This window comes from Peptoniphilus sp. (assembly GCF_034090345.1).
Lineage (GTDB): Bacteria > Bacillota > Clostridia > Tissierellales > Peptoniphilaceae > Peptoniphilus.
The window spans coordinates 1-26,121 of sequence record NZ_JAXDSS010000058.1 but is presented as its reverse complement, the minus strand read 5'-3'; the positions used below and the strand labels follow the sequence as shown (position 1 = coordinate 26,121).

The 26,121-nt window shown below is 28.9% G+C and carries 23 protein-coding genes; 7 read left to right on the top strand and 16 right to left on the bottom strand.

Annotated features, from left to right (window positions below):
* Positions 1-178: 178 nt before the first annotated feature.
* Genes SOR77_RS04950 through SOR77_RS04925 form a run of 6 tightly spaced genes read left to right on the top strand, consistent with a single transcriptional unit; the run spans position 179 to position 9,147 of the window.
* A complete protein-coding gene (locus SOR77_RS04950) occupies positions 179-1,114 on the top strand; it encodes a LysR family transcriptional regulator (protein WP_320636068.1) in 936 nt (311 codons plus the stop codon).
* 43 nt (positions 1,115-1,157) lie between these two features.
* Positions 1,158-2,567 carry a tRNA (N6-isopentenyl adenosine(37)-C2)-methylthiotransferase MiaB gene (miaB, locus tag SOR77_RS04945; protein WP_320636067.1) on the top strand — a complete coding sequence of 470 codons (1,410 nt, stop codon included), beginning with the start codon at positions 1,158-1,160 and terminating at the stop codon, positions 2,565-2,567.
* Complete coding sequence (gene mutS / locus SOR77_RS04940) at positions 2,552-5,125, top strand: DNA mismatch repair protein MutS (RefSeq protein WP_320636066.1); 2,574 nt, start codon at positions 2,552-2,554, stop codon at positions 5,123-5,125. The genes miaB and mutS overlap by 16 nt, the downstream gene beginning before the upstream one ends.
* Complete coding sequence (gene mutL / locus SOR77_RS04935; RefSeq protein WP_320636065.1) at positions 5,115-6,965, top strand: DNA mismatch repair endonuclease MutL; 1,851 nt, start codon at positions 5,115-5,117, stop codon at positions 6,963-6,965. Before mutS ends, mutL begins: the two co-directional genes overlap by 11 nt.
* Positions 6,966-7,871, top strand: a complete 906-nt coding sequence (gene miaA, locus SOR77_RS04930; protein WP_320636064.1) for a tRNA (adenosine(37)-N6)-dimethylallyltransferase MiaA — start codon at positions 6,966-6,968, stop codon at positions 7,869-7,871.
* On the top strand, positions 7,861-9,147 hold the full coding sequence (locus tag SOR77_RS04925) for an aminotransferase class I/II-fold pyridoxal phosphate-dependent enzyme (RefSeq protein WP_320636063.1): 1,287 nt from the start codon (positions 7,861-7,863) through the stop codon (positions 9,145-9,147). Before miaA ends, SOR77_RS04925 begins: the two co-directional genes overlap by 11 nt.
* Positions 9,148-9,155: 8 nt before the next feature.
* Here the strand turns inward: SOR77_RS04925 and lexA are convergent, their stop codons facing one another.
* Positions 9,156-9,773, bottom strand: coding sequence for a transcriptional repressor LexA (gene lexA, locus SOR77_RS04920; protein ID WP_320636062.1), 618 nt, complete (start codon positions 9,771-9,773; stop codon positions 9,156-9,158).
* 142 nt (positions 9,774-9,915) lie between these two features.
* On the opposite strand from lexA, the gene SOR77_RS04915 reads away from it, so the two are divergent.
* Complete coding sequence (locus SOR77_RS04915; RefSeq protein ID WP_320636061.1) at positions 9,916-10,206, top strand: LysM peptidoglycan-binding domain-containing protein; 291 nt, start codon at positions 9,916-9,918, stop codon at positions 10,204-10,206.
* A 114-nt stretch (positions 10,207-10,320) separates the two neighbouring features.
* Here SOR77_RS04915 and SOR77_RS04910 read toward each other — a convergent pair whose 3' ends face one another.
* From SOR77_RS04910 to SOR77_RS04840, 15 genes are all read right to left on the bottom strand, one after another.
* Positions 10,321-11,307: a tyrosine recombinase XerC gene (locus SOR77_RS04910; RefSeq protein ID WP_320636060.1), complete on the bottom strand. Its 987-nt coding sequence runs from the start codon at positions 11,305-11,307 to the stop codon at positions 10,321-10,323.
* Between the two features lie 79 nt (positions 11,308-11,386).
* A complete protein-coding gene (gene rny / locus SOR77_RS04905) occupies positions 11,387-12,922 on the bottom strand; it encodes a ribonuclease Y (RefSeq protein WP_320636059.1) in 1,536 nt (511 codons plus the stop codon).
* A 109-nt stretch (positions 12,923-13,031) separates the two neighbouring features.
* Complete coding sequence (locus SOR77_RS04900; protein ID WP_320636058.1) at positions 13,032-13,682, bottom strand: ATPase; 651 nt, start codon at positions 13,680-13,682, stop codon at positions 13,032-13,034.
* 2 nt (positions 13,683-13,684) lie between these two features.
* Positions 13,685-13,918 (bottom strand): hypothetical protein, encoded by a 234-nt coding sequence (locus tag SOR77_RS04895; RefSeq protein WP_320636057.1) that lies wholly within the window; start codon positions 13,916-13,918, stop codon positions 13,685-13,687.
* A complete protein-coding gene (locus SOR77_RS04890; protein ID WP_320636056.1) occupies positions 13,915-15,216 on the bottom strand; it encodes an AAA family ATPase in 1,302 nt (433 codons plus the stop codon). Before SOR77_RS04890 ends, SOR77_RS04895 begins: the two co-directional genes overlap by 4 nt.
* Complete coding sequence (locus SOR77_RS04885; RefSeq protein ID WP_320636055.1) at positions 15,213-16,184, bottom strand: metallophosphoesterase family protein; 972 nt, start codon at positions 16,182-16,184, stop codon at positions 15,213-15,215. The genes SOR77_RS04890 and SOR77_RS04885 overlap by 4 nt, the downstream gene beginning before the upstream one ends.
* Before the next feature lies 1 nt (position 16,185).
* Positions 16,186-17,229, bottom strand: a complete 1,044-nt coding sequence (gene recA, locus SOR77_RS04880) for a recombinase RecA (protein ID WP_320636054.1) — start codon at positions 17,227-17,229, stop codon at positions 16,186-16,188.
* Positions 17,230-17,231: 2 nt separating this feature from the next.
* On the bottom strand, positions 17,232-18,455 hold the full coding sequence (locus SOR77_RS04875) for a competence/damage-inducible protein A (RefSeq protein WP_320636053.1): 1,224 nt from the start codon (positions 18,453-18,455) through the stop codon (positions 17,232-17,234).
* Positions 18,456-18,464: 9 nt separating this feature from the next.
* Positions 18,465-18,998, bottom strand: a complete 534-nt coding sequence (gene pgsA, locus SOR77_RS04870) for a CDP-diacylglycerol--glycerol-3-phosphate 3-phosphatidyltransferase (protein WP_320636052.1) — start codon at positions 18,996-18,998, stop codon at positions 18,465-18,467.
* A complete protein-coding gene (gene rimO / locus SOR77_RS04865) occupies positions 18,995-20,311 on the bottom strand; it encodes a 30S ribosomal protein S12 methylthiotransferase RimO (RefSeq protein ID WP_320636051.1) in 1,317 nt (438 codons plus the stop codon). Before rimO ends, pgsA begins: the two co-directional genes overlap by 4 nt.
* Complete coding sequence (locus SOR77_RS04860) at positions 20,304-22,604, bottom strand: FtsK/SpoIIIE family DNA translocase (protein ID WP_320636050.1); 2,301 nt, start codon at positions 22,602-22,604, stop codon at positions 20,304-20,306. Before SOR77_RS04860 ends, rimO begins: the two co-directional genes overlap by 8 nt.
* Positions 22,605-22,651: 47 nt before the next feature.
* Positions 22,652-23,086, bottom strand: coding sequence for a dUTP diphosphatase (gene dut / locus SOR77_RS04855; RefSeq protein ID WP_320636049.1), 435 nt, complete (start codon positions 23,084-23,086; stop codon positions 22,652-22,654).
* A gap of 49 nt (positions 23,087-23,135) precedes the next feature.
* A complete protein-coding gene (locus SOR77_RS04850) occupies positions 23,136-25,265 on the bottom strand; it encodes a polyribonucleotide nucleotidyltransferase (protein ID WP_320636048.1) in 2,130 nt (709 codons plus the stop codon).
* Between the two features lie 42 nt (positions 25,266-25,307).
* Positions 25,308-25,574 (bottom strand): 30S ribosomal protein S15, encoded by a 267-nt coding sequence (rpsO, locus tag SOR77_RS04845; protein WP_320636047.1) that lies wholly within the window; start codon positions 25,572-25,574, stop codon positions 25,308-25,310.
* Between the two features lie 95 nt (positions 25,575-25,669).
* Positions 25,670-26,121: riboflavin kinase (locus SOR77_RS04840; protein WP_320636046.1), on the bottom strand; the 452-nt coding region annotated here is incomplete at its 5' end.

Here is a 26,121-nt window from a genome sequence, read left to right as displayed (position 1 = left end):
AAAATGGTTTAATGAAATATTTTTCATCAAGCCATTTTTTATTAATATTATACATAAATTGATTTAAATTATAAGAATTATTAATTATACCTTGCCATAAGTATAGATATTATGTATTATAAAATCAAGTAAATAATAGTTATATAAACATAGGTAGGTGTCTATATTGTTCAGGGGAATGGAATATATATATGAGGTATATAGAGAAAAGAGTTTTTCTAAAGCTGCAAAAAATCTTTTTATATCTCAGCCATCATTAAGTGCAGCAGTAAAAAAAGTAGAAGTTAATTTAGGTTATGAAATTTTTGATAGAAGTACAAAGCCAATAGGGTTAACTGAATTTGGATTAGAATATATAAAATCTGTTGAAAAAATATTAGAAATAGAAGATAATTTTGAGAACTATTTAAATGATTTAGGTGATTTAAAAGCTGGTAAGGTTTCAATCGGTGGAACTTCTCTATTCATATCACATGTTTTACCATTTGTTATTTCAGAATTTTCAAAAAAGTATCCAAAAGTCGAATTAAATATAGTAGAAGATAATACAGTTGAATTAGAAAATTCTTTAGCTTCAGGAGAGTTAGATATAGTTATAGACAACTATCAATTTGACCCCGAAATTTATGACAGACAAATTTTGATGAAAGATCACATAATTTTAGTTGTGCCTTCATCTTATAAATCAAATAAAAATTTATATGAATACAAATTAGAGTATGATAGCATAATTTCTAAAGAATATCTCAATGATAAATTTAAGCCTGTAAAATTAGATAATTTCAAAGATGAGCCTTTTATATTTTTAAAGGAAGGTAATGACACGAGAATAAAAGCTGACAGTATTTGTCAAAGTGAAAATTTTAATCCCAACATTATATTTGAATTGGATCAACAAATTACTAGCTATAACTTAAGTATAAATGGTGTTGGAATTTCTTTTATATCTGATATTTTAATAAAGAGTATTGGTAAAACGACTGAAGTTTGTTATTATAAGCTTCCAAAAGAATTTACATCAAGAGAAATTTACTTTTTCTATAAACACAATAGATATTTGAAGCAAGCTACGCGAGAATTCTTAAAAATGGCGAGAGCTGATATTCAAAATTAATAAATTTAAGTATGATATAATTATAGCTTGAAGAGAGGTAAAGATGAACGAAAATTACTCATTAGTACATGATTTAAATTATAATATTGACTCATATATAAATAGAGTTAGAAGCGAGATAAGCCCTAATAAAAAAGCTTGTGTCATAACTCACGGTTGTCAAATGAATGAACATGATTCAGAAAAAATAAATTGGATTTTAGAAAAAATGGGTTTTCAACTTTGTTACAATTTTGAAGATAGTGATTTAGTTTTAGTTAATACATGTTCTGTAAGGCATTCAGCAGAAGATAAGGTGTATGGGCAACTTGGAGTTTTAAAACATCTTAAGGAAACAAAACCTGATTTAAAGTGTGGTGTTTGTGGATGTATGATGCAAAGAAAAGAATCAAGAGAATATGTAAAAGAAAAATTTGAAAATGTAGATTTGATATTTGGAACTAATAATATTTGGAAGTTGCCAGAACTATTATTAGATTCATATGATACTGGTAAACTTCAAATAGATATTAGAGAAGAAACTAAACAATTCAATGATGATTTGGGAGCCAATAGATTGTACTCATATAAATCATATGTAAATATTATGTATGGTTGTAATAATTTCTGTACTTATTGTATAGTTCCATATACAAGGGGTCGAGAAACTAGTAGAAAATCTGAAGATATAATCACAGAGATAGAAAGTTTAGCTAAGAATGGAACGCTTGAGGTAACTCTTTTAGGTCAAAATGTAAATAGTTATGGAAAAACATTAGAAGATAAAATTAGATTTTCTGATTTACTATATAAAATATCTGATATTAAGGGAATTGAAAGAATAAGATTTATGACATCACATCCTAAAGATATATCTGATGATTTAATTTATGCATTTAGAGATTTAAAAAATCTTTCTAATTTCTTACATTTACCGGTACAAGCAGGTTCTTCAAGAGTTTTGAAATTAATGAATAGAAATTATACAAAAGAAGACTATTTAAGTAAGATTGATAAAATTAAAAATATCAATCCTGATATAGCTTTGTGTACTGACTTAATGGTAGGATTTCCGGGAGAAACAGAAGAAGATTTTCTTGAAACATTAGACCTAGTTAAAAAAGTAGAATTTGATACATCTTTTACTTTTATATACTCTAGAAGGGAAGGAACTAAAGCTTACAATGCAGTTGACCAAATTCCTGATAAAGTAAAACACGATAGGTTCCAAAGACTTATAGATACTCTGTATCCTATACAAAACAAAAAAAATAAAGCTTTTATCGGTAGAGATGTCGATGTTTTAGTTGAGGATGTAAGCAAAAAAGATGCAAATAAATTAAGTGGTCGGACTGAAGAATTTAAGTTAATAAATTTTGAAGGTAATAAAGATTTAATAGGAAAGATAGTAAAGGTAAACGTAACAGATGCAAATTCATTCAATTTAAAAGGTGAGTTATGTCAAATTCGTTAACACCAATGATGGAGCAATATGTCAAAATTAAAAATCAGTATCCTGATGAAATTTTATTTTATAGGTTGGGTGATTTTTATGAGATGTTTTTTGACGACGCTTTAAAAGTTTCAAAAGCATTAGGTCTTACTTTGACCAGAAGAAGTAACAAAACTCAAGATATCCCTATGTGTGGTGTACCATATCATGTAAGTGAAACATATATATCAAAGCTTATTGAGCAAGGTTTTAAAGTAGCTATTTGTGACCAAGTAGAAGACCCGAAATTAGCTAAAAATTTAGTTAAAAGAGAAGTCACAAGAATAGTTACTCCAGGAACATTTACAGACTTAAATTATTTAAATTCTAATGAAAACAACTATTTAATGTCTCTTGTATACAGTGATTATAATGTAAGTATATCGTATTCGGATTATAGCACTGGCGAGTTATTTACAACTAAAAAAACTTTCATCTCAAAAGAGGATTTGTTGTCTTTTATAATTGATGAAATAGATAAAGTCAATCCTTCAGAAATATTGTTATTATCTAAAAACAGTAAAGAATTGAAAAAATTAATTAGAAATAAAGATATATTTGTCTCTGAAGTTGAAGATAGTTATTTAAAAATTCATAGTGATATTTTAATAACTCTCTCTGATAATATGAATGCACAATTAAAAAAATATACTGGTGAATATTCTTCTCTTAACCTTTTACTAAACTATCTTGGAATAACTCAAAAATCTAGCCTTGTTCATTTGAAAGATATAATAGTTTATAAGGTTGAAGAGTATATGGGGCTAGATGAACATACAAAGAGAAATCTAGAGCTAATTCACGGTTTAATAACTGGCACTAAAAAGGGATCTTTATTCCAAGTTTTAGATAGTACTAAAACAGCTATGGGATCTAGAGAACTTAAAAAATGGATAGAAAAGCCTCTATTTGATAAGGGGAAAATTGCAGATAGATTAAATTTAGTTGAAGAATTAAAAGAGAATTTAATATTAATAGATAAAATTAATGGTCAATTAAACCAAATTAATGACATTGAAAGATTGAGTTTTAAAATTTCGAATTTCCAAATTTCTCCTAAAGAAATTAAAGCATTAGCGAACTCTTTCTCAAAAATTAAGGAAATTAAAAAAGAAATTTTAAATTCAAATTGTATTCATTTAAAAAATTATGTAAAAAATGTTTGTACTATTGATTCTCTAATAGATGAGATTAACACTACATTAATATCAGATCCACCGCATATAATTGATGATAAAAGATTTATCCGAATAGGTTTTGATACAGAACTTGATGAGTTATTTAATGCTAGTGAAAATGGACAAAGACTTATTTTAGATTTAGAAAATAAAGAGAAAGAAAGAACATCAATAAAAAATTTAAAGATAAAGTACAATAAAATCTTAGGATATTTCATTGATGTGACTAAATCTTTTGTAGGCAAAGTTCCTGACGATTATATTAGAAAACAAACTTTGGTAGGTTCAGAAAGATATTATACCGTTGAATTAAAAGAATTAGAGTCAAAAATAAGTGGTTCTAAAGAGTTAGCCTTAAGAAAACAACAGGAAATACTAAAAAAATTAAGAGACAAAATATATCTCAATCTAAGAACTATCCAATCAACCGCACAAAAAATATCTAAGGTAGATGTGCTTACTTCATTAGCTAATGTTGCCAATGAAAATAACTATGTTAGACCAAAGTTAATTGATGGTTCAAGCCTTGAAATAAAGTCAGGTAGACATCCAATAGTTGAAGCCCTTAATAAAGAGGTCATGTTTGTTCCAAATGACACTACTTTAAACGAAGAGAAATTCTTTAATTTGATAACGGGTCCAAATATGGCAGGAAAGTCAACTTATATGCGACAAGTTGCAATTATTGTTATAATGGCTCACATAGGTTCTTTTGTTCCTGCAGATGAAGCTAAAATATCTATAATGGATAGAGTTTTTACTAGAATAGGAGCTTCTGATAATTTAGCTGGCGGAGATTCGACTTTTATGGTTGAGATGAAAGAAGTTTCTAACATCCTAAAGCACGCAAAATCTAATTCATTAGTAATTTTAGATGAAGTCGGAAGAGGAACTAGTACTTTTGATGGTCTTTCAATAGCTTGGGCAATAAGTGAATATATAATTAAAAAGATTAAATCTAAGACTTTATTTGCTACTCACTATCATGAATTAACTGAACTTTCTAATGTATATGATGAAGTTGAAAACCTTACAATAGCAGTTGATAAGCAAGGGGAAGACATTGTCTTTTTAAGAAAGATTATAAATGGGTTTAGTTCTAAAAGTTATGGTATTGAAGTGGCAAAACTAGCAGGAATAAATGAGCCTATAGTTGAAAGAGCTAAAGAAATATTAGATCTACATGAATCAAAAGAAAATGTGCAAATTAAAATGGAATCGTTTAATGAAGTTGTAAATCCTAATTACGACAGCTTTGTTAAAGAAATTAGTAAAATTGATATAAATACAATTTCACCTTTAGAGGCTTTGAATTTGTTAGGTAAAATTGTAGAAAAGGCAAGTGATATAAATGACAATTAATATATTAGATGATTTAACCATATCTAAAATTGCAGCAGGGGAAATAATTGAAAACCCTGCTTCAATAGTTAAAGAGCTTGTGGAAAATTCAATAGATGCTGAAGCAAAAAATATAGTTGTTGAAGTCAAAGGAGCACCTTGGGAATATATTAAAATTTCTGATGATGGAATAGGAATATTGTCAGACGAGATAGAAAAGGCATTTTACAGACATGCAACTTCTAAGTTAAGTAATTTTAAAGACTTAACAGAAATCACTTCACTTGGTTTTAGGGGTGAAGCTTTAGCTAGCATAGCAAGTGTTTCAAAAATAGAAGTACTCACTAAAACTAAAAATGATTTAGCTGGTACAAGAGCCAGATTAGAAGATGGTAAGATTTTAGATAAAAAAAATATAGGCATTCCAGTTGGCACAACATTTTATATAAGTGATGTATTCCACAATACTCCTGTAAGAAAAAAATTTTTAAAAAAAGAGAGTTCAGAATTTAACCTAATTCAAGATGTTGTAAAGAAAATAGCGCTTGGAACACCCGAAGTTTCTTTTAAATTGATAAGGGATTCGAGAGTTATTTTAAGTAAATCTGCAACTACAAATATGAGCGACCATATTTTCAGTATATTAGGTCGAGATATAAGTAATAATTTAATCAATAAAAAATTTGAAAATGAAAGATACAAAATAAATGCATTCTTTTCAAACAATGCATTATATAGAACATCTAGGTCAGAGCAATATATCTATATTAATGGAAGATTTATTAGAAACTTAGAGATTTCTAAGAGTATAGAAAGAGCTTATTATTCTCAAATACCTCTTGGTAGATATCCAGTTTTTGTAATTTATTTAGAAATAGACCCTTATTTGGTAGATGTCAATGTTCATCCTAAAAAACATGAAGTTAAATTTTCAAATGATGAAGTTATTGTTCAATTGTTAAAAGATTTAGCTGAAGAAACATTAAAGCCTAATAGAGATTTTATTAAACCTATTGAAGATGAACCGAAAACAGAAAATGTAAATATATTTGAATTATTTACAATAGATTCATCAGATAATGAAGAAGTGGCTGAAATAGACTATGATAATGACTTTATAAATTCTGAAAAAGAACATAAATATGAGTTTAAAAAAGAATTTTTAGCTGATAAAGATTATGAAAAAAAAGAACCTACTATTGTTTCTTACGATAAAAATAAGCAACTTAAAATTATAGATGATACAATAGCTAAGGAAAACACAGAAAAATTTAAAAATGAAGTTAATTTAATAGACTCAAGATATGTTGGCTCACTTTTTAATACCTATCTAATATTAGAATCCGGAGATAATAGATGGTTCCTAATTGACCAGCATGCAGCGCATGAAAGAGTTAAGTATGAAAAATTTTTAAAACAATTTAATTACAGACAAGTTGATTCTCAAATGCTGTTAAAACCGGAGATATTTGATGTATCGAATGTTGAATTAGATCAGTTTGACGAATTCACAGAAACATTAAATAAAATCGGATTTGAAATTGACAAATTTTCAGATAATTCTTTAATTGTCAGAGCTATTCCTTCTATAGTGGGAAGTAATTTCGAAGACTTTTTAAGACAATCACTTCAAGAAGTGAATGAAAACTTAACTTCAGCATATCAAGTTAACCCATATGCTCTTATGAAAAAAGCTTGTAAAGCTGCTGTTAAAGCAAATGAAAAACTAAGTTCTATTGAAGTTAAACAACTTGTAAAAGATTTAGTAAATTGTGAGGATCCTTATACATGCCCTCATGGTAGACCGACTGTTCTAGAACTCACTAAAAGAGATTTAGAAAAAATGTTTTTGAGAGGATAAATGAATTTAATTATTTTAACAGGCCCTACAGGTGTAGGGAAGACAGAACTATCTTTAAAAATTGCAAAAGAATATAATGGTGAAATTATTTCTGCTGATTCAATGCAAATTTATAAAGAATTTAATATTGGAACTGCAAAAATAGACACTAATCAAACTGATATTATTCATTATATGATTGATATAATTGATGCAAATACAGAATTTTCAGTTTATGATTTTCAACAACAAGTAAAAAAATTAATAGAAGAAATAAACCTTAGAGGTAAAATGCCTATTTTAGTTGGCGGAACAGGACTTTATATAAATTCAATAGTTTATAATTTAACTTTCCAAGAAAAGTCAAAAGATACGGCTTACAGAGAGTACCTAAACTCATTATTGCAAGAAAAGGGATTGGAATATCTATACGAATTATTACTTGAAGTTGACCCGGAATCGGCAAAGCAAATAGATAGAAATAACTCACATAGAATTATTAGGGCCTTGGAGATATCTAAAACTGGTAAAAAAGATAATTCAAATTTTAATTCTAAAAATAACGAATATAATTTACTTTACTTAGGGTTAAATATGCAGAGAAGTAAGCTGTATGAAAATATAAATATCAGAGTAGACCAAATGATAAATCAAGGTTTAATCAAAGAAGTTTCTGAGCTTGTAGAAAAATATTCTGAAAATTCTCAAGCTTTTAAAGCAATAGGTTATAAAGAAGTTATATCATATTTTAAAAATGATATTTCATTGGAAGAAATGGTTGAATTGATTAAAAAGAATTCACGACACTATGCTAAACGTCAAATTACTTGGTTTAAACGTGATGATAGAATCATTTGGTTAGATAAAGAGGATGAAAGTATTTTTGAAAGAGTTAAAAAATTAGTAGGAGATAAATTTGGAAAATAATTTTTTTGATACGTTCAATATAAATAAAGGCATATTTGATTTTGTATGTAATTGTGAAAATGAACTTAAGGAGTCTTTTTTGGAATTTGAACCAATTGCATTTTATAATCAAATGAAAATATTGAAATCTATGCAAGATAATAATCTAAAATCAACAGATTTTAATTGGACTACTGGTTATGGTTATGGAGACGAAGGCAGAGATAAGGTTGAAAAAATATATGCAAATATCTTTAACACAGAAGATGCTCTCGTAAGGCCCAATATTGTAAGTGGAACACATGCTATAAGCCTAGCGTTAAAATCTATATTAGCTAAAGGAGACGAATTAATGTATATAAGTGGAGCTCCTTATGACACTCTTAGAAAAGTTATAGGTATAGATGGAAATGAACCAGGCAACTTTATTGAAAGTGGCATTAGTTATTCTCAAGTTGATTTAATTGATGGCAAAATTAATATAGAAAAAACTATTGAAATGATTTCAGAGAATACAAAAGTTATCGCAATTCAAAGGTCTACAGGTTATTCAAATAGAAAAGCGTTCACAACTGACGAATTAAAAATTGTAATTAAATCTATAAAGGAAAAATACCCTGAAGTTATAGTTTTTGTAGATAATTGTTATGGGGAATTTACAGATTATGAAGAACCGACTGATTTTGGAGCTGACTATATGGCAGGCTCGTTAATAAAAAATCCAGGCGGTGGATTAGCTTACTCAGGAGGATATATAGTGGGAAAGCAAGATTTGATAGATAGAATATCTAATAATCTTACAGCACCCGGAATAGGTAAGGAATGTGGACTTAGCTTTGGGATGACAAGGCAAATTTTACAAGGTCTATTTATGGCTCCTAGAGTTGTAGAAGATGCAATAAAGGTAGCCAGATTATTTAGTTTAGCATTTGAAAAATTGGGATATAATACTCTTCCAAAGAGTTCTGATAAAAGGTCAGATATTATAGCAAGTATTGAATTAAATGATCCTAAATTATTAGAAGTATTTTGTGGATCGATACAAAGTGCATCTCCTGTAGATCACCAATTTACTCCTAAAGCATGGGATATGCCAGGATATGAAAATAAGGTTATAATGGCAGCAGGAGGATTTATAGAAGGTTCTTCTATAGAATTGTCTGCAGATGGACCTATGAGAACACCATATTACGTTTATTTCCAAGGCGGATTATCTTACTATCATGGTAAATATGCACTAATAAATGTATTAAATAACTTTAAAGAACAAATTCATAACTTAAAAAATAAGATGTAAGGATATCCTTACATCTTTCTATATAAACCAACTACTACACCTAAAATTTTAAGATCTTTTACATAAATGGATTCCATAAAATCATTTTCAGGTTGCAACCTAAATCCATCTTTTTCTTTATAAAAAGTCTTAACTGTAGAATCTTCTCCAATTAAAGCTAAAACTTTGTCGCCATTTTTAGCAAAATCACGTTTTTCTATTATTACAAAATCTCCGTCCAATATTCCTGCATTTATCATGCTTTCTCCAACAATTTTTAAGATAAATAAATTTCTATCTTGAGCAAATTCAATTGGAAGAGGATATGTATCTTCTATATTTTCAAAAGCTAGTATAGGCGCTCCAGCCGAAACCTGACCTACAATTGGTATATCTATAGTTTTTTTCTTGTTTAAAAATACATCCTCATTATTGTTAAGTATCTCTATAGCTCTTGGTTTTGTAGGGTCTTTTCTTATATATCCCTTTATTTCAAGTTTTTCTAAACTTCCATGAACAGTTGATGTACTTTTTATATTTAGTTGATGGCATATTTCTCTAACTGTAGGGGGATATCCTTTTAATTGTAACTGTTGTATTAAATAAAATAATATATCTTTTTCTCTTTGAGTTAAATCTTCGTACATACTATACCTCCTATATACAAAGTATAACAGATTAGAACGTATATTTCAAACAAACGTTTAAAAATACTTGACAAAAAACAAATGTTTCAATAAAATAGATTTAGAACAAACATTCAGAACGTATATTTTTATGAGGTGGATTATGAAACGTAATTTAAAATTAAAAAAGAACAGAGTATTTATATTTATTATTATGATGTTTTTATTTACAACTGGATTAAAGATAGAAAACTTAAATGGTTTTGAAACTAGTAAACCTGAACCTAAATTAATTTATCATTATGTCAATTCAAATGAAACTATTTGGAATATAGCTGATAAATATAACTGTAATATGGATAAACGAGATTATGTAGACACAATTATAAAGTTAAATAATAATTCATCAAGAATAAGACAGGGTGAAATTATCTCCATACCAATTTATAGATAAAAACTCACCAAACAATAAATGCAGGGTAGAGTGTGTAAATATTGAAATTTAATTATAAGACATAAAAATAGTCACAAAATAATAATTTTGTGACTATTTTGTGTTCGTTTAGAATTATTTTTCATTATTTTCAGTATTATCAACTTCTGTGTAATTTATGTTTGATAATGGATTGCTTTCAATTGTATCTTTTAAAGCTTTATTATTTACATGAGTATAGATTTGTGTAGTACTAACTGATTCATGTCCAAGTATTTCTTGTAAACTTCTTATATCAGCTGAACCATACTGATACATAAGAGTTGCTGCTGTATGTCTTAATTTGTGTACAGTATATTTGCTAGTATCTAATCCTGAATTCTTTATATGTTTTTCTACCATATGTTGAATGGATCTATTATTCATTCTACTATTACGCATGCTTAAAAATAATGCATCTTCATTATCAATATCAGGTCTAACTCTTAAATAATCATCTAGAGCTTTTCTACAAGCATTATTTAGGAATACTTCACGTTGTTTACGACCTTTTCCAGTAATACGCAATATATTTGTCTTAATATCATTTAAATTTAAATTAGAGAGCTCTGAGAGCCTCATTCCACAATTTAAAAATAAAGTTAGTATAGCATAGTCCCTAAATTTAAATTTAGGTTGTTGTTCTGAATTAGATATCTCCTTCAGTATTAACATAGCCTCGTCTAAATCTAAATAAATGGGTAATGAACGCTCAATTTTAGGGCTATCTATATCTTCAGCAGGATTGTATTCAATCAAATCAACTTTACTACTTAAATATTTAAAAAATGTTCTAATGGAAGATAATTTTCTATTCTTAGTTCTATTAGAATTTTTCAATTTTCTATCCAAAAAATAAGTAAAAGCATATATATCTTCTTTTTTTATACTTTTTATAATATCAAGTGTAATTAAATCTATATCAATATTCTTGAATTCTATATCTTTTACAATTTCCCTTCTAATGAGAATAAATCTCATAAAAGTTCTTAAATCATAATAATATTCTTTAACTGTACTATCTGAAGCTCCTTTAGAACTAGATAGAAATCCAAGAAAGTCATCTATTAAATTATTAATCATTTCATTCTCCTAAACTTTATATTACATATAATAACAAAAAAACCCGCCTTATGGCAGGTTTTATTAACTTATTTAGAATTTATTTAGCATATTCAATAGCTTTAGTTTCTCGTATGACATTTACTTTAATTTGTCCCGGGAAATCTAATTGTGATTCAATTTCTTTAACAATTTTTCTTGCTAATAAAGTAATTTCAGCTTCACTTACAGCTTCTGGCTTAACTATTATTCTAACTTCTCGGCCAGCTTGAATTGCATAAGATTTTTCTATACCATCAAATGAAGTTGCAATTTCTTCAAGTTTTTCAAGGCGTTTTATATATGACTCTACAGTTTCGCGTCTTGCGCCAGGTCTAGCAGCTGAAATAGCATCAGCAGCAGTGACTAAAACTGCTTCAACATATTTGAATTCAACATCTCCATGATGAGATTGTATACAATTTATAACTACATCATTTTCTTTGTACTTACGAGCAATTTCAATACCTAAATCAACATGAGGAGCTGCAACATCATGGTCTATACTCTTTCCAATATCATGAAGTAATCCACCTCTTTTAGCCAGCTTTACATCAGCCCCAATTTCTTGTGCCAATATGCCAGCTAAGTTTGAAACTTCAACAGCATGCTTTAACATATTTTGGCCATAACTTGTTCTAAATTTAAGCCTTCCAAGATACTTTATGATTTCAGGATGTAACCCATGAACTCCTGCATCATAAGCAGCTTGTTCTCCGGACTCTTTAATCATAATATCAACTTCATTTTTGGCTTTTTCTACACTCTCTTCAATTTTAGTAGGGTGAATTCTTCCATCTTGCACTAACTTTTCAAGAGCTATTCTAGCTATTTCACGTCTTACAGGATCAAAACATGATAGAACAACCGCTTCAGGAGTATCGTCGATAATTAAATCAACGCCAGTCAAAGACTCTATACTTCTTATATTACGTCCTTCACGTCCGATAATTCTACCTTTCATTTCATCATTGGGTAACTGAACTACAGAAACGGTTGCCTCTGCAACTTGATCTGCAGCTATTCTTTGAATCGCTTGGGCTATTACATTTTGTGCGTATTTATTGCTTTCTTCTTTAATTCTTAGTTCATTTTCTTTAATTATAAGTGCAGATTCTTGAGATATTTCTCGTTCTAACTGATTTAATAACATGGACTTACCTTCTTCAGTTGTCAAACCAGCAACTTTTTGTAATTCCTCTTCTCTTTTTAGAACCAATTCTTCAGCTTTTTCAACTTTTATTTTAGCTTCTTCAAGTCTAGAATTAAGTTTTTCTTCTTTTTTTTCTAATGACTGAGCTCTTTTCTCGACAGCTTCTTCTCTATTCAAAATTCTATTTTCTAAAGTTTGAAGCTCATTTCTACGAGTTTTATATTCGTGCTCATTATCAGATCTAAGCTTGTGTATCTCATCTTTTGCTTCTAGAAGAAGTTCACGTTTTTTGGCTTCAGCATTATGTTCAGCTTCTGTGACTATTTTTATAGCAAGTTCTTCAGCTGTTTTAGTCTTTCCTTCAGCAATATATTTTCTAACGCCATAGCCTATTGCACAACCAAAAATTAGAGATATTATAATAAAAATAATATTTTCTAGCATTACACACCTCCTTATTAAATTTTCAAGTTCCAAATTTTAAATTCATTTCTAAATAAATACTTGCGTACTATACAATTTTATATCTAAATTGAGTAATAGTCAAGATGAGCTATTTTTCAATTTCTAAAGTAGTTACCTTTGATACTGAATTTCTTTGCTCTACTAGGAAAGATTTATCACAAATTTCTGATAAATATTTATTGTGTGTAACCATAATAATCTGTCTATAAAACATAGTTGAAGATTTTCTTAAAAATTCTCCTAAATTAAATACATATTCCTCACTTACGTGCTTACCAGGTTCATCTAAAATCAAAGGGCCTTCAATTTTAGGATTATAAATTTCTATCATAGCAATTCTAAGTGCCAAAGATATAATATCTACAATTCCTCCTCCTCTGGAATTCTCAGGTTGAGTTTTAACGGTATACCCATCATAATTGGACACTACATAAAAATCTGCACCAGTAATTTTACCATCTATAAGCTCTACTGCAAATTCAATATCTGTTTCCAAAATAAAACTCAAACAGCTACTTACCAAACTTTCAATTTGTGTCTTGGCTTGTTCTCTACCGTACTCACTTGCCATATTTAATAATATCTCAACTTGTGATAATACAGATGAATCATTTTTTAAGGTATTAATTTTATCTATTTGAGAGTTTAAATTTTTCTCTACTATGTCTCGTCTACCCTTTTGAATGTTTAAATTAGTTTCTAATTTTTCTATTTTCTCATTTATAGTATTTATATCCATAATCAAATCTCCGGCATATTGTCGGCAATTTCAGAAAATAGATTGTCTATTTTAGTTTGTAATTCATTGATAGTAGAATCTAGATCTTCTGGCTTTATATTTAATATTTCCAATTCCTTATTTAGTGTTTCTTGTTGAATTTTTAAACTCTCTAAACGCCCTTCTGCCTTATTTTTTAATTCTTTTCTGCGGTCTATTTCTTTCTTTAGATAAGAAAGTTTATCTTCATAATTCATATCTCACCTCTTAAATGTTCTTTTATATTTAAACTATTTATCTTTCTATGACATAAAGGACAATAGCCTAGCTCGCTAAAAATATTTTCATATTCTTCACTTAAATTTAAAACATTTTTATGAATATCATTTATTTCTACGTCTAAAACATTAATCTTTGAATTAATATTATTTAGGTTTTCTCTTATAGTTAATAGCTTTGAATATAAATTTAAATTATTTTCTAATTTTGATGACAAATAAAGATTTTCGTCAATATTATTAAACATTTCTAGATATTTTATACCTTTACCTATGCGAATTTCATTATCTTTTATAGATTGACTCAATGAATTTAATTTATTAAAATTAGCAACAACACTTGTTAAAATAAGTAATTTATCATACATAGTATCGATATTTTTCAGTTTTAAAACCTGTTCTTCAGTTGTAAATATATCTTTTTTATTGCTCTTTATATTATTTGATAATTTAGAATATTCCTTTAAAATTTCAAGATTACGAGATAATATTTCAAATTTTTGTTCTAATTCAAATATATTTTCATATTCTTTAAGCTTTTTCTCTAAATATATAATTTCGTCTTGTATATTTAGCTTTGAAGAGGATAACTGTCTCAACTTATCACGTTGAGCAGTATAATTTAAAATCTCATTTCTACATTTTTTTATAAAGTTTAATTTTTTCTCTTCATCTTTTAAATAATCAAAGCTTTGTAAATCTTTTTCTAATATTTCCTTCTCTAATTCTGCTTCTTTTATTTTCTTTGAATTATTTTTATTATCCTTTATAACATCTCTTAAAGCGTCATCTATAAAATTTACACCTATTAGCCTACCTATTGCACTAGCTCTAGTTGATGAAGATTCTGTAAGAAGAAAAGGTCCATCTAATTGCTCTGAAATATTAATTCCAGTCTTAACAGATGATCCTAATTCTACTTTTTGAATATTGATTTCTTGAATTACTTCAAAAGGTACTGATCTATTAAATTTTTCAAGAATGATTTCTTCTCCGTTAGATTTTACAAGAATGTACTTATTTTCTTTGCTATTCCACAATCTTGTTACAACAGCTCCAGTGTTAAACTCAATTCTAACACTCATCTCCTTAGCTCCATTTCGTATTAGATTACCAGGAGGTGGGTCATTATAAAAAACCCATTTTATTGCTCTTAAAATAGCTGTTTTACCACTATCAGATCTGCCAACTATAACATTCAATCCTCTATGCAAATCTAATTTTGTATTCTCATGAGACTGAAAATTTTTAATTTCTATAGAAGTTATATAAATCAATTGTAATCAGCTCCTTCAATTTGCTTTAATTCAACTCTTTTAATTGCCTCATCTCTTACTTCCTTAGAAATATTATTGTTTTTGGCAATATCAACTAATATATCAAATACATCAAAACTTTTTAAATTAGATGATGACTCGATTGTAGATTTAAAATCATTAAATTGTTGTGTTTTAAATTTATGATGCTCAATTTCGCTTCTATCCAGTACTTCTTCAGCCGGAAGAGCGGTTTTCAAATTTATTTCTCTTATATCTATTTTATCCGTTAGTTCAAGTATAACTACTTTAGGTTTTCTTTTAAATTCACTAAGTGCATTAGATATCCTTACAATTGAACCTGGATTTATAAAATATTTGCCATCTATTTCAATTGTTTTAAAACCATAGTGAATATGTCCTCCAAACGTTACATCTGCAACTGTATCCGATATATCAGAAATCAGAGTATGGGGTATAGTATCATGAGGTTTTTTATCAGTTAAGAATCCATGAGTAAGGTGTATAGCATAATCAACATCATCTTTTTCTCTAACAATGTACCCTTCCCTATTCTTAGGGTTATCCATATCTATACTATAAGGGAAAGACGTCAATTGAACTGTGACGTCTTTCTTTAAAATCACTTTATTATTTACCATTCTTATAATTCCAAAACTATCTAAAAGACCAAACATAGTCCTGTGAACAGTTATAGGATTATGTCCAAATATATCATGGTTACCACTAACTATGTATATTGGCGCCTTAAATTTCTGAAAAATATCTGAAAAATCTGATACTAAGGAAATTGGAGTATCAGGTCTATCAAATAAGTCACCCCCATGTAAAATATAATCTACATTTTCATCTAAACTTATTTGAAGGATTTCATTCATTTTATTTTTTAATGTTTCATAAAAGTTGTCTATTCTATTTTTAGGATTTGTTACCCTTAAATGAGAATCAGTAAAATATAAAAATTTCATTTTATTCTGAGTCCATTTCAGTTGAATTATTTTGAACGGATGGTTCTAAATCATCTGCAGGAAGATTTAATGCCTTACGAATTTTTTGATCTATTTCAAATGCTAACTCAGGATTTTGCTCTAAAAACTCTTTTGAATTCTCTCTTCCTTGCCCCAGTTTTTGGTCTTCATAGCTATACCATGCACCACTTCTTATAATTACATCAGAAAGTACACCCATATCTATAGTAGTACCAGATTTTGAAATTCCTTTTCCGTACATAATATCAAACTCAGCTACTTTATGTGGTGGAGCAACTTTATTTTTAACAACTTTTACTTTTACACGATTACCTATCATTTCATCGCCTTTTTTCAGAGTGTCAGTTCTTCTTATATCCATTCTTATAGAAGCATAAAATTTAAGGGCTCTCCCTCCTGTAGTAGTCTCAGGATTCCCAAACATAACTCCTATTTTTTCTCTAAGTTGATTTATAAATATAACTGATGATTTTGACTTATTTATTGCTCCAGTTAACTTTCTAAGAGCTTGAGACATAAGTCTTGCCTGTAATCCCATGTGGGAATCTCCCATTTCACCTTCGATTTCAGCCTTTGGAACAAGTGCTGCTACTGAGTCTACAACAATTAAATCAACAGCATTTGAACGAACCAGAGCTTCAGTAATTTCTAAAGCTTGTTCTCCTGTGTCAGGTTGTGAAATTATTAAATTTTCAATATCTACACCTAAATTTTTCGCATATACAGGGTCTAGTGCATGTTCTGCATCTATAAAAGCAGCTATCCCATCCATTTTTTGAGCTTCAGCTAACATATGCAGTGCCAATGTGGTTTTACCTGATGATTCAGGTCCGTAAATTTCTATAATTCTTCCTCTTGGAATTCCGCCTACTCCTAATGCATAATCCAAAGTTAGTGAACCTGTTGGTATAGCTTCTATTTCTAACTTACTATCAGCACCTAATTTCATTATAGATCCTTTTCCATAAACTTTTTCTATTCTAGAGATTGTATTTTCTAGAGATAGTTTTCTTTGATCGTCCATAATTACCCCCTTAACATTAAAATAATATCTAATATTGCTGTATCACAAACTCTTTTTTGTATCTCATTTCTAGTCCCTTTAAATTTATGCTCTACAACATTATATTTATCTTCATCGAAATAATAACATATATAATTCAAACCTACTTCTTTTTCATTAGGGTTTGGCCCAGCTTCACCAGTTGTAGATATGCATACATCTGATCCAGTCAAAGCCTTTAACCCTTTAGCCATTTCATAAGCAACTTCTTTGCTAACAACACCATAATTATTTAATGTATTTTCTTTAACTCCAAGAATCTTAGTTTTAGCATAATTTGAATACGTAATATAAGATTCGCTTAATACATCACTTGCTCCAGATATATTAGTTATTTGGCTAGCTAAAAGTCCCCCTGTAATAGACTCTGCAAAACTTATCTTAAATTCTTTTTCCTTAAGTAATTTTACAAGAGATTCATTTAAAGTTATTTTACCTTCAGAGTATATATTTGCTCCAAAGGTATCATACAATTTAGAAGCTATTAAACTAACTTTTTCAACTAATGAATTTCTGTCTTTTCCTTCAGCTATTATTTTAACTTCAGTATCATAAAATTTTGCAAAGGTATTTATACTTATATTTTTAGTTTCTAAGTTTAATTTTCTAATTTTATCTTCAACTACAGATTCTCCAAGTCCTGCAACATTTAAAGACCTAATTACTACTTCATTGTCATCTATTATGTAGTCTTTTAGATACTTATCTACCATAGGTCTCAATTCTTTTGGTGGACCAGGTAACAAAAATATTTTTTTACCATGATATTCAATAATTTCTCCTGGTGCTATCCCCCAATTATTATCTAATATAGTTGAATTTTCAATAATCATTGCTTGTTTTAAATTATTTTCAGTCATTTTAAATTTAGATTCTTTAAATCTTTTTAACAATTTTCTATATTGTATTTCATCTAATATAATATTACGTCCAATAACATTTGAAACAGCTTCTTTTGTTATGTCATCAGCAGTTGGTCCTAAACCTCCACATAAAAATACGATGTCTACTTTTTCTAGTTGTTCCTTAAGAATATTTTCTATTTGTTCCAAGTTATCTCTAACCGATAAATGATAATCCACATGAACTCCTAAATCATTTAATATGTTAGAAATATATTCAGCATGTGTATTTAAAATAGACCCAACTAATATTTCTGTTCCTACAGTTATTATTGATGCTTTCATTCTTACCTCTTATATATTTTTCAAGTCCAATACTTTCTTGTTTTTGATAAAATAATCTATTCCTGAAATAATAGTAAACAATATAGCTATATAAAATAATACGATGCCTATTTTGTATATCATAGTTATATTAGTTAGTAAAATAATTAAAGATAATAGTTGACTTACTGTTTTTACCTTTCCTAATGGACTTGCAGCTATAGTGATATTTTCCGAAGCAGCTATAATTCTAAATCCTGTTACTGCAAATTCTCTAGCAATTATTATTATAACTCCCCAAGCTGGGATATCTCCTAACTCAGTAAGACATATTAAAGCTGCAGATACTAATATCTTATCGGCTAGAGGGTCTGCAAACTTACCAAAATTTGTAACTAAATTACTTTTTCTAGCTATATATCCATCTAAAAAATCTGTAAATGAAGCTACTGCAAAAATTATAGCAGCTATAATTCTAGAATTTTCAATATTAAGATACATAAACAATACAAAAATTGGAACCATAAAAATTCTTAACATCGTTAATTTATTTGCAATATTCATATTACTTCACCTTCTAAATCAAACTCCAATGAGTTTAAAATTTTAACTGTATAAAAACAACCCACTTCAAGGTTGTTTTTACTTGAAATGTAAATATTTCCATCAATTTCAGGAGCATCTAAATATGAACGCCCTAAATACATTCCTTCACTTATTTTTTCTTCAATTAATATTTCTAGTACTGAACCTATTTTTTTGCTCATTATTTCAGAGGAAATCTCTTGTTGAATATCCATTACAGAGGACAATCTTTCATTCTTTAAATCTTCATCAATTTGATTGTCCATAGAATATGCAACTGTATCTTCTTCTCTTGAATATGCAAAAGCTCCAACTCTATCTAATTTATATTTTTCTAAGAAGGAAACCAGCTCATCAAAATCTTCTTCTGTTTCACCCGGAAACCCAACAATAAATGTTGTACGTATTGCAATTTTAGGTACATTGCTTCTAAGTTGATTAATTAAATTTTCAATTTGCTTTTTAGATGTTCTTCTGTTCATTCTCTTTAAGACATTATCTGAAATATGTTGCATCGGAATATCAACGTACTTCAAGAGTTTAGGATTTGTCTTAAATTCATTTATAAGTCCATCAGTAAAATTATCAGGATATAAATAAAGTATTCTAATCCATTTTAACAAAGTAATCTTGGAAAGCTCTTTTATTAAATCTTGTAGTTTGTACTCTTTATATAAATCTATTCCATAATCAGTTGAATTTTGTGCTATTAAAATTATTTCACGAGTACCATTTTTAGTAAGATATTCAACTTCTTTAACTATATCTTCAATAGGTCTTGATTTATTTCTACCTCTCAATTTAGGGATAATACAGTAGCTGCAATTATTATTGCAACCTTCTGCTATTCTAACGTATTCTGTAACTTGTACATCTGATTTATAGTTTATGTCTTGAGTGTATTTGTTAAAATCTTCGAGTATGACTTTTCTATCTCCTTCAAAAGCTGAATTAATTACTGAATTGATATCTTTAAAACTCCCTGTACCAATAATCCCATCAACTTCAGGTATTTCTTCCATTAATTCTTTTGAATAGCGTTGTGCTAAACAGCCAGCTAATACTAGCTTTTTTAAATTACCATTTTCTTTTAGTTTAGCAGCTTCAAGTATTGTATTTATAGACTCTTCTTTTGCTGATTCTATAAATCCACATGTATTAACTACTATAACATTAGCATCATTTGGACTAGTTGTAATTTCATAGCTTTCACTGTTTAAATTAGACTTCATTGTTGTTGTGTCTATATCATTCTTAGAACAACCTAATGTTATAAAATGTACTTTATTCAAATTCTTCTCCCAGCATTTCTTTAATTTCTTCTTCTGTTAATAATACTTTCCTAGGTTTTGAGCCTTCATTTGGACCAATGATACCAGATTCTTCAAGTTGATCTACAATTCTAGCAGCTCTTGAATATCCTATTTTCAACTTCCTCTGTAAATAAGAAATTGATGCCTGTTCATCGGTCAATATATACCTAACCGCTTCATCAAATAACTCATCTCTATCTATAGTAATTTCTTTTTTTTCTTGAATTTCTTTAACAATTTTTTCTTCAAGTGCTTTATTTGAAGAATTATTAGCTTTAATAAATTCGACAACTCTCTCAACTTCATCATCATGTATAAATGCACCTTGAACTCTGACCGGTTTAGAATAGAACCCTGGATAGAATAACATATCTCCCTTTCCAAGTAACCTTTCTGCCCCTGCCATATCTAAGATAGTTCTAGAATCAATTTGAGATGAAACTGAAAATGCTATTCTTGATGGAATATTGGCCTTTATCGTTCCTGTTATTACATCAACAGAAGGCCTTTGAGTAGCTAATATTAAATATATACCCGCAGCACGTGCTTTTTGAGCAAGTCTTGCTATATATTCCTCAACTTCTTTTTGCGCCACCATCATTAAATCTGCTAATTCATCTACAATTATTACAATTTTAGGAAGAATAGGTTCTTTTAAAATATCCGCTTTACTATTAAAAGAACTTAAATCCCTAACTCCTAATTCAGCGAATAGAGAATATCTTCTCTCCATTTCTCCTACTGCCCAGTTTAAGGCAAAAGAAGCTTTTTTAGGTTCAGTAACTACCGGAATCAAAAGATGTGGAATATCATTATATATGCTAAGTTCAACTATTTTAGGATCTATAAGTAGAAGCTTGACATCTTTAGGGGAGCTTTTGTACAAAATACTCGTTATAATAGTATTTATACATACCGATTTTCCCGAGCCTGTTGCACCAGCTATTAATAAATGCGGCATTTTTTCAATAGATGATACTATAATCTCACCAGCCACATTTTTGCCTAAAGCCAATGGTATATCAGATTTTAAATTTTTAAATTCTTGACTACCTATCATATCTCGTATAAATACAGAGTCTTTGAACTTATTAGGGACTTCTATTCCAACCACAGCTTTACCTGGTATTGGCGCTTCTATTCTTATATCTGAACTAGCTAAAGCCATTGCCAAATTATCACTTAATGCAACTATTTTATTTAGCTTTACTCCTGGGGCAGGTTCTAATTCATAAAGAGTTATAACCGGTCCTTTATTAATTGCTACAATTTTACAATCAATACCAAAGGTGTGCATAGTTTCTTCTATTATTTTAGCGTTCTTTTTGACTAGTTCTCTTGAATCTCCAATGTTATTATGATTTAAGGATAATAATTCTTCAGGAGGTGTAATATACTCACAAACTTCTGAATCGGTCTTTAAGCCTAAATTTAATTCTTTATTTTCTATTTGAATAGTATCATTTGTTGAAACTATTTCTTCATTATCAATTAAACTTTCTTTATCTTCAATAACCTCAACAATATCTTTTGTATTATCATCAGACAATACACCTCTAATAACTACATCTTCTCCAATAGAATTTTCAATTTCTGTATAATTTAGGTTAGCTCTATCTTGATTTTTACTTTGTTTTACTTTGTTTTTTAAATTTTTTTCTAATTTCTTTTTTTCCAGACCATCTGATACATTTTCTTTAATTTTTGATAGCTTAACTCCTAATGAGCTCCCATAATCTGAAAAATTAGAACCTATATTTTTTAATGTTTCGAAGTTTATTTTAAAAATCAAAAATATACAAACCAATACAATGGTTGCTAATATCATATAAGTTCCAATAGCACCAAAAAATTTATACATAAAAAATCCAAAAATTGAACCTATAATACCGCCAGAAGTCGCAATGTCCAAATATTCTATTGACATTGATATCCTATCTACTAATGTCAAATCTATATTCTTTGTACCGTCTAAATATACTAAAATGCAAAGACAAATAAGTGAAAATAATGTTATATATTTGAAAATATCTTCTCTGTACTTAGGTAATATCGTTAAAATCCCACATATTATCATAATACATGGAATTAAGAAATTACCACTCCCTGATAAAAGAGTAAAAATTTTATATATAAATACGCCAAACAATCCTATTTTGTCACTATACAAGCTAATAAAACTTATTAGTCCAAACAGAATTAGAGCTACTCCAACCAAGGCATTTTGTTCTGTATTTCGCTGTTTTTTCTTAATTTTTTTATTCTTTTTCACCTTCACACCTCTAGTTTATTATAACATAAGGTACTTTTATCTACCACTTAAGAAAGGCCTGTATGCCCAAATCCACCTGTGTTTCTAACAGTTTCTGATAAATCATTAACTTCTACAAAATCAACTTTTTCATATTTTGCAATTACTAATTGAGCTATTCTATCTCCATTATTAATTTCGAAGTTTTCTGTGCCTAAATTTATTAAAAGAACTTTCAATTCTCCTCTATAGTCAGAATCTATTGTACCTATTCCATTTGTCAATGATATTCCGTACTTAAATGCCAACCCGCTACGAGCTCTTATTTGAGCTTCGTATCCTTCTGGTATTTCAATAAATAATCCAGTTGGTATTGCAGCCCTACACATTGGTTTTAAAATAAACTTTTCATCTAAATTTGCTCTTATATCCATACCTGCAGAACCTTTGGTTTCATACTCAGGTGTTGGGTTATTACTTTTATTAATTAATTTTATATTCATAGTTCTCCTTAAAAAAAACAGGATACCAAAGTACCCTGATTTAAAATTTTTATTTAGATTCTTCCGTTGAGTTTATGTTCTCTGTAGTTTCTATTTCAGGTTTAGGCAATAATATTTTTCTTGATAGAGAAAGTTTTTTAGTTTCCTCATCAATACCTATAACTTTTACATCAACTTTATCTCCAACTTTGAAAAGATCTTCAACTTTATTCGTTCTCTCATGTGCCATTTCAGAAATGTGTAAAAGACCCTCTACACCTTTTTTCAATTCAACAAATGCGCCAAATTTCATTATTTTTTTAATCTTACCACTAAATATATCTCCAACTTCAACTTCTTTAACTATTGATTGAATTATCTCTATAGCTTCTTTAGCCTTTGTTGAATCGTCTGATAAAATTGAAACTTTGCCATCATCGTCGATTTCTATTTTAACGCCTGTTTTTTCTATAATCTTGTTAATAGTCTTTCCACCACTACCAATTACATCTCCTATTTTTTCAGGATTTATTTCAATCATATGAATTATAGGAGCAAACTTAGAAAGTTTTTCTCTTGGTTTTTGAATAGTTGTGTCTAAGTGGTCTAATATATACAATCTAGCATCTTTTGCTCTACTAAGAGCTTCTTCTAAAATTTCTCTACTAATGCCTTCGACCTTAATATCCATTTGGATTGCAGTAATACCTTCCCTTGTGCCTGCAACTTTAAAGTCCATATCTCCAAAGTGATCTTCTAACCCTTGGATGTCAGTTAAAATTTTAGTTTGTCCATTTCCTTCTATAAGTCCCATAGCAATACCAGCAACTGGAGCTTTTATAGGTACCCCCGCGTCCATTAATGAAAGAGTTGAACCACATATAGAAGCTTGAGATGATGAACCATTAGATGATAGCACCTCAGATACCACTCTTATAGCATAAGGAAACTCTTCTTCTGAAGGTAGAACTGGTATCAATGCTCTTTCAGCAAGTGCACCATGACCTATTTCACGTCTGCCTGGTCCTCTCATAGGCTTTGTATCACCTACAGAGAATGGAGGGAAATTATAATGATGTATATAACGCTTAGGCTTATCATCACCTAATCCATCAATTACTTGCACTTCAGATAAGCCTGCTAAAGTAGTAATTGACAAAACTTGAGTTTGACCTCTTGTAAATAAACCTGAACCATGAGTTCTTGGAAGTAATCCTACTTCTGATGATAGTTTTCTAATTTCTTCAAGAGCTCTGCCATCCGGTCTTAAATTATCTTCTAAAATTTGTCTTCTTACTTCATTTACTTCTATTTCTTCAAGTATAGATTCTATATCTCTAGAAAATTCTTCCATTTCTAATTCGAAATGTTTACGAACTTCTTCTTTTGCTTTTTCTACTTTTTCAAGTCTTAAAAGTTTATCTGCTTCATTAACTGAATTTACTATTATTTCTTTACCAAATTCTACAACTCTTTGTTTTAATTCTTCATTTGGTACGAAAACTTCATAATCCATTTTTTCTTTTCCAATTTCATTTTTGATTTCATCAACAAAAGAACATATTTTTTTGATTTCATCATGTGCTGTAAGAATAGCACCTAACATTTCATCTTCTGTAACAATATTAGCTCCGGCCTCAACCATCATTATAGCAGTTTTAGTACCTGAAACTACTAAAGAAATATCTGAATTATTACGTTCTTCTTCATTGGGATTTATTATATATTTGCCATCTATCATCCCAACCATTACAGCCCCCGTTGGTCCATCAAATGGTATATCGGAAGCGTGTAAAGCTATTGAGGAACCAATCATCGCTAATATATCTGGTTGGTGGTCTTGATCTACAGAAAGCACTGTAGCGACAACTTGTACATCATTTCTAAATCCTTCAGGGAATAAAGGTCTTATAGGCCTATCTATTAGTCTTGCTGAAAGAATTGCTTTTTCAGTAGGACGACCTTCTCTTTTAACAAATCCGCCAGGCATTTTACCTACAGAATACATTTTTTCTTCAAAATCTACAGATAATGGGAAAAAATCTATACCTTCTCTAGCTTTGGTAGATGCAGTTACAGTAACTAAAACTACAGTATCTCCATATCTAAGCAAGCACTCTCCATTAGCTTGTTCTGCAACTTTACCTATAGTAACTTCTAATGGTTCACCTGCAAGGTCAAAAGTAAAAACTTTTTGCATATAATCCTCCTCTTAAAAAATAAAGAGCGGTTCCCCGCTCTATTAACCTCTTATACCTAATTTTTCAATAAGTTCACGATATCTGTCAATATCTTTATTTTTTAGGTATCTAAGAAGATTTCTTCTCCTACCTACCATTTTTAAAAGACCTCTTCTTGAGTGATGATCTTTTTTATGTTCTTTAAGGTGAACATTAAGCTCATTTATTCTACTAGTAAGAATAGCAATTTGCACTTCTGCAGAACCAGTATCCTTATCATGTAATTTGTAATCTTCAATAATTTGTGTTTTTGCTTCTTTGTTTAACATTTTATTTCCTCCTAAAATTTATATTAGCCTAGACATAAGTAAGCGTCGAGGAACGACAAACCTGTGCCTGGTAGTACTAAATAATGATAACATAACTAAATATTTTTGGCAATAGAACTATTTCTTATTAACTCAACATCTTTACTCATTTGGGCAAAAAGTTCTTCTACTGTATCAAATTTTAATTCATCCCTAACAAATTTGTGAAGTATTAACTCAATTTTTTTATCATAAATATCTTCATTAAAATCTATTATATGAGATTCTATCCTCAGTCCAGAGTTTTCAATAGAAGGATTCTTACCAACATTTGTTGCAGCTTTATGTGCTACACCATCAATAATTAACGTTGAATGATACACTCCAAATCTTGGAATTACATAGTTTGTATCTATAGCGATATTAGCCGTAGGAATACCCATTTTAGTTCCTAATTTTTTTCCGTGTATTATTTTTCCACTTATTTTAAAATCAGAACCTAAATAATCTTTAACATCTTCTACACGGCCATCTTCAATTAATTTCCTAATTAGTGTTGATGATACTA

What these genes read in the sequence shown, in the direction of transcription:
- SOR77_RS04950 (WP_320636068.1), top strand. Translation starts at nt 179, where the DNA reads ATGGAATATATATATGAGGTATATAGAGAAAAGAGTTTTTCTAAAGCT.
- miaB (WP_320636067.1), top strand. Translation starts at nt 1,158, where the DNA reads ATGAACGAAAATTACTCATTAGTACATGATTTAAATTATAATATTGAC.
- mutS (WP_320636066.1), top strand. Translation starts at nt 2,552, where the DNA reads ATGTCAAATTCGTTAACACCAATGATGGAGCAATATGTCAAAATTAAA.
- mutL (WP_320636065.1), top strand. Translation starts at nt 5,115, where the DNA reads ATGACAATTAATATATTAGATGATTTAACCATATCTAAAATTGCAGCA.
- miaA (WP_320636064.1), top strand. Translation starts at nt 6,966, where the DNA reads ATGAATTTAATTATTTTAACAGGCCCTACAGGTGTAGGGAAGACAGAA.
- lexA (WP_320636062.1), bottom strand. Translation starts at nt 9,773, where the DNA reads ATGTACGAAGATTTAACTCAAAGAGAAAAAGATATATTATTTTATTTA.
- SOR77_RS04915 (WP_320636061.1), top strand. Translation starts at nt 9,916, where the DNA reads ATGAAACGTAATTTAAAATTAAAAAAGAACAGAGTATTTATATTTATT.
- SOR77_RS04910 (WP_320636060.1), bottom strand. Translation starts at nt 11,307, where the DNA reads ATGATTAATAATTTAATAGATGACTTTCTTGGATTTCTATCTAGTTCT.
- rny (WP_320636059.1), bottom strand. Translation starts at nt 12,922, where the DNA reads ATGCTAGAAAATATTATTTTTATTATAATATCTCTAATTTTTGGTTGT.
- SOR77_RS04900 (WP_320636058.1), bottom strand. Translation starts at nt 13,682, where the DNA reads ATGGATATAAATACTATAAATGAGAAAATAGAAAAATTAGAAACTAAT.
- SOR77_RS04895 (WP_320636057.1), bottom strand. Translation starts at nt 13,918, where the DNA reads ATGAATTATGAAGATAAACTTTCTTATCTAAAGAAAGAAATAGACCGC.
- SOR77_RS04885 (WP_320636055.1), bottom strand. Translation starts at nt 16,184, where the DNA reads ATGAAATTTTTATATTTTACTGATTCTCATTTAAGGGTAACAAATCCT.
- recA (WP_320636054.1), bottom strand. Translation starts at nt 17,229, where the DNA reads ATGGACGATCAAAGAAAACTATCTCTAGAAAATACAATCTCTAGAATA.
- SOR77_RS04875 (WP_320636053.1), bottom strand. Translation starts at nt 18,455, where the DNA reads ATGAAAGCATCAATAATAACTGTAGGAACAGAAATATTAGTTGGGTCT.
- pgsA (WP_320636052.1), bottom strand. Translation starts at nt 18,998, where the DNA reads ATGAATATTGCAAATAAATTAACGATGTTAAGAATTTTTATGGTTCCA.
- dut (WP_320636049.1), bottom strand. Translation starts at nt 23,086, where the DNA reads ATGAATATAAAATTAATTAATAAAAGTAATAACCCAACACCTGAGTAT.
- SOR77_RS04850 (WP_320636048.1), bottom strand. Translation starts at nt 25,265, where the DNA reads ATGCAAAAAGTTTTTACTTTTGACCTTGCAGGTGAACCATTAGAAGTT.
- rpsO (WP_320636047.1), bottom strand. Translation starts at nt 25,574, where the DNA reads ATGTTAAACAAAGAAGCAAAAACACAAATTATTGAAGATTACAAATTA.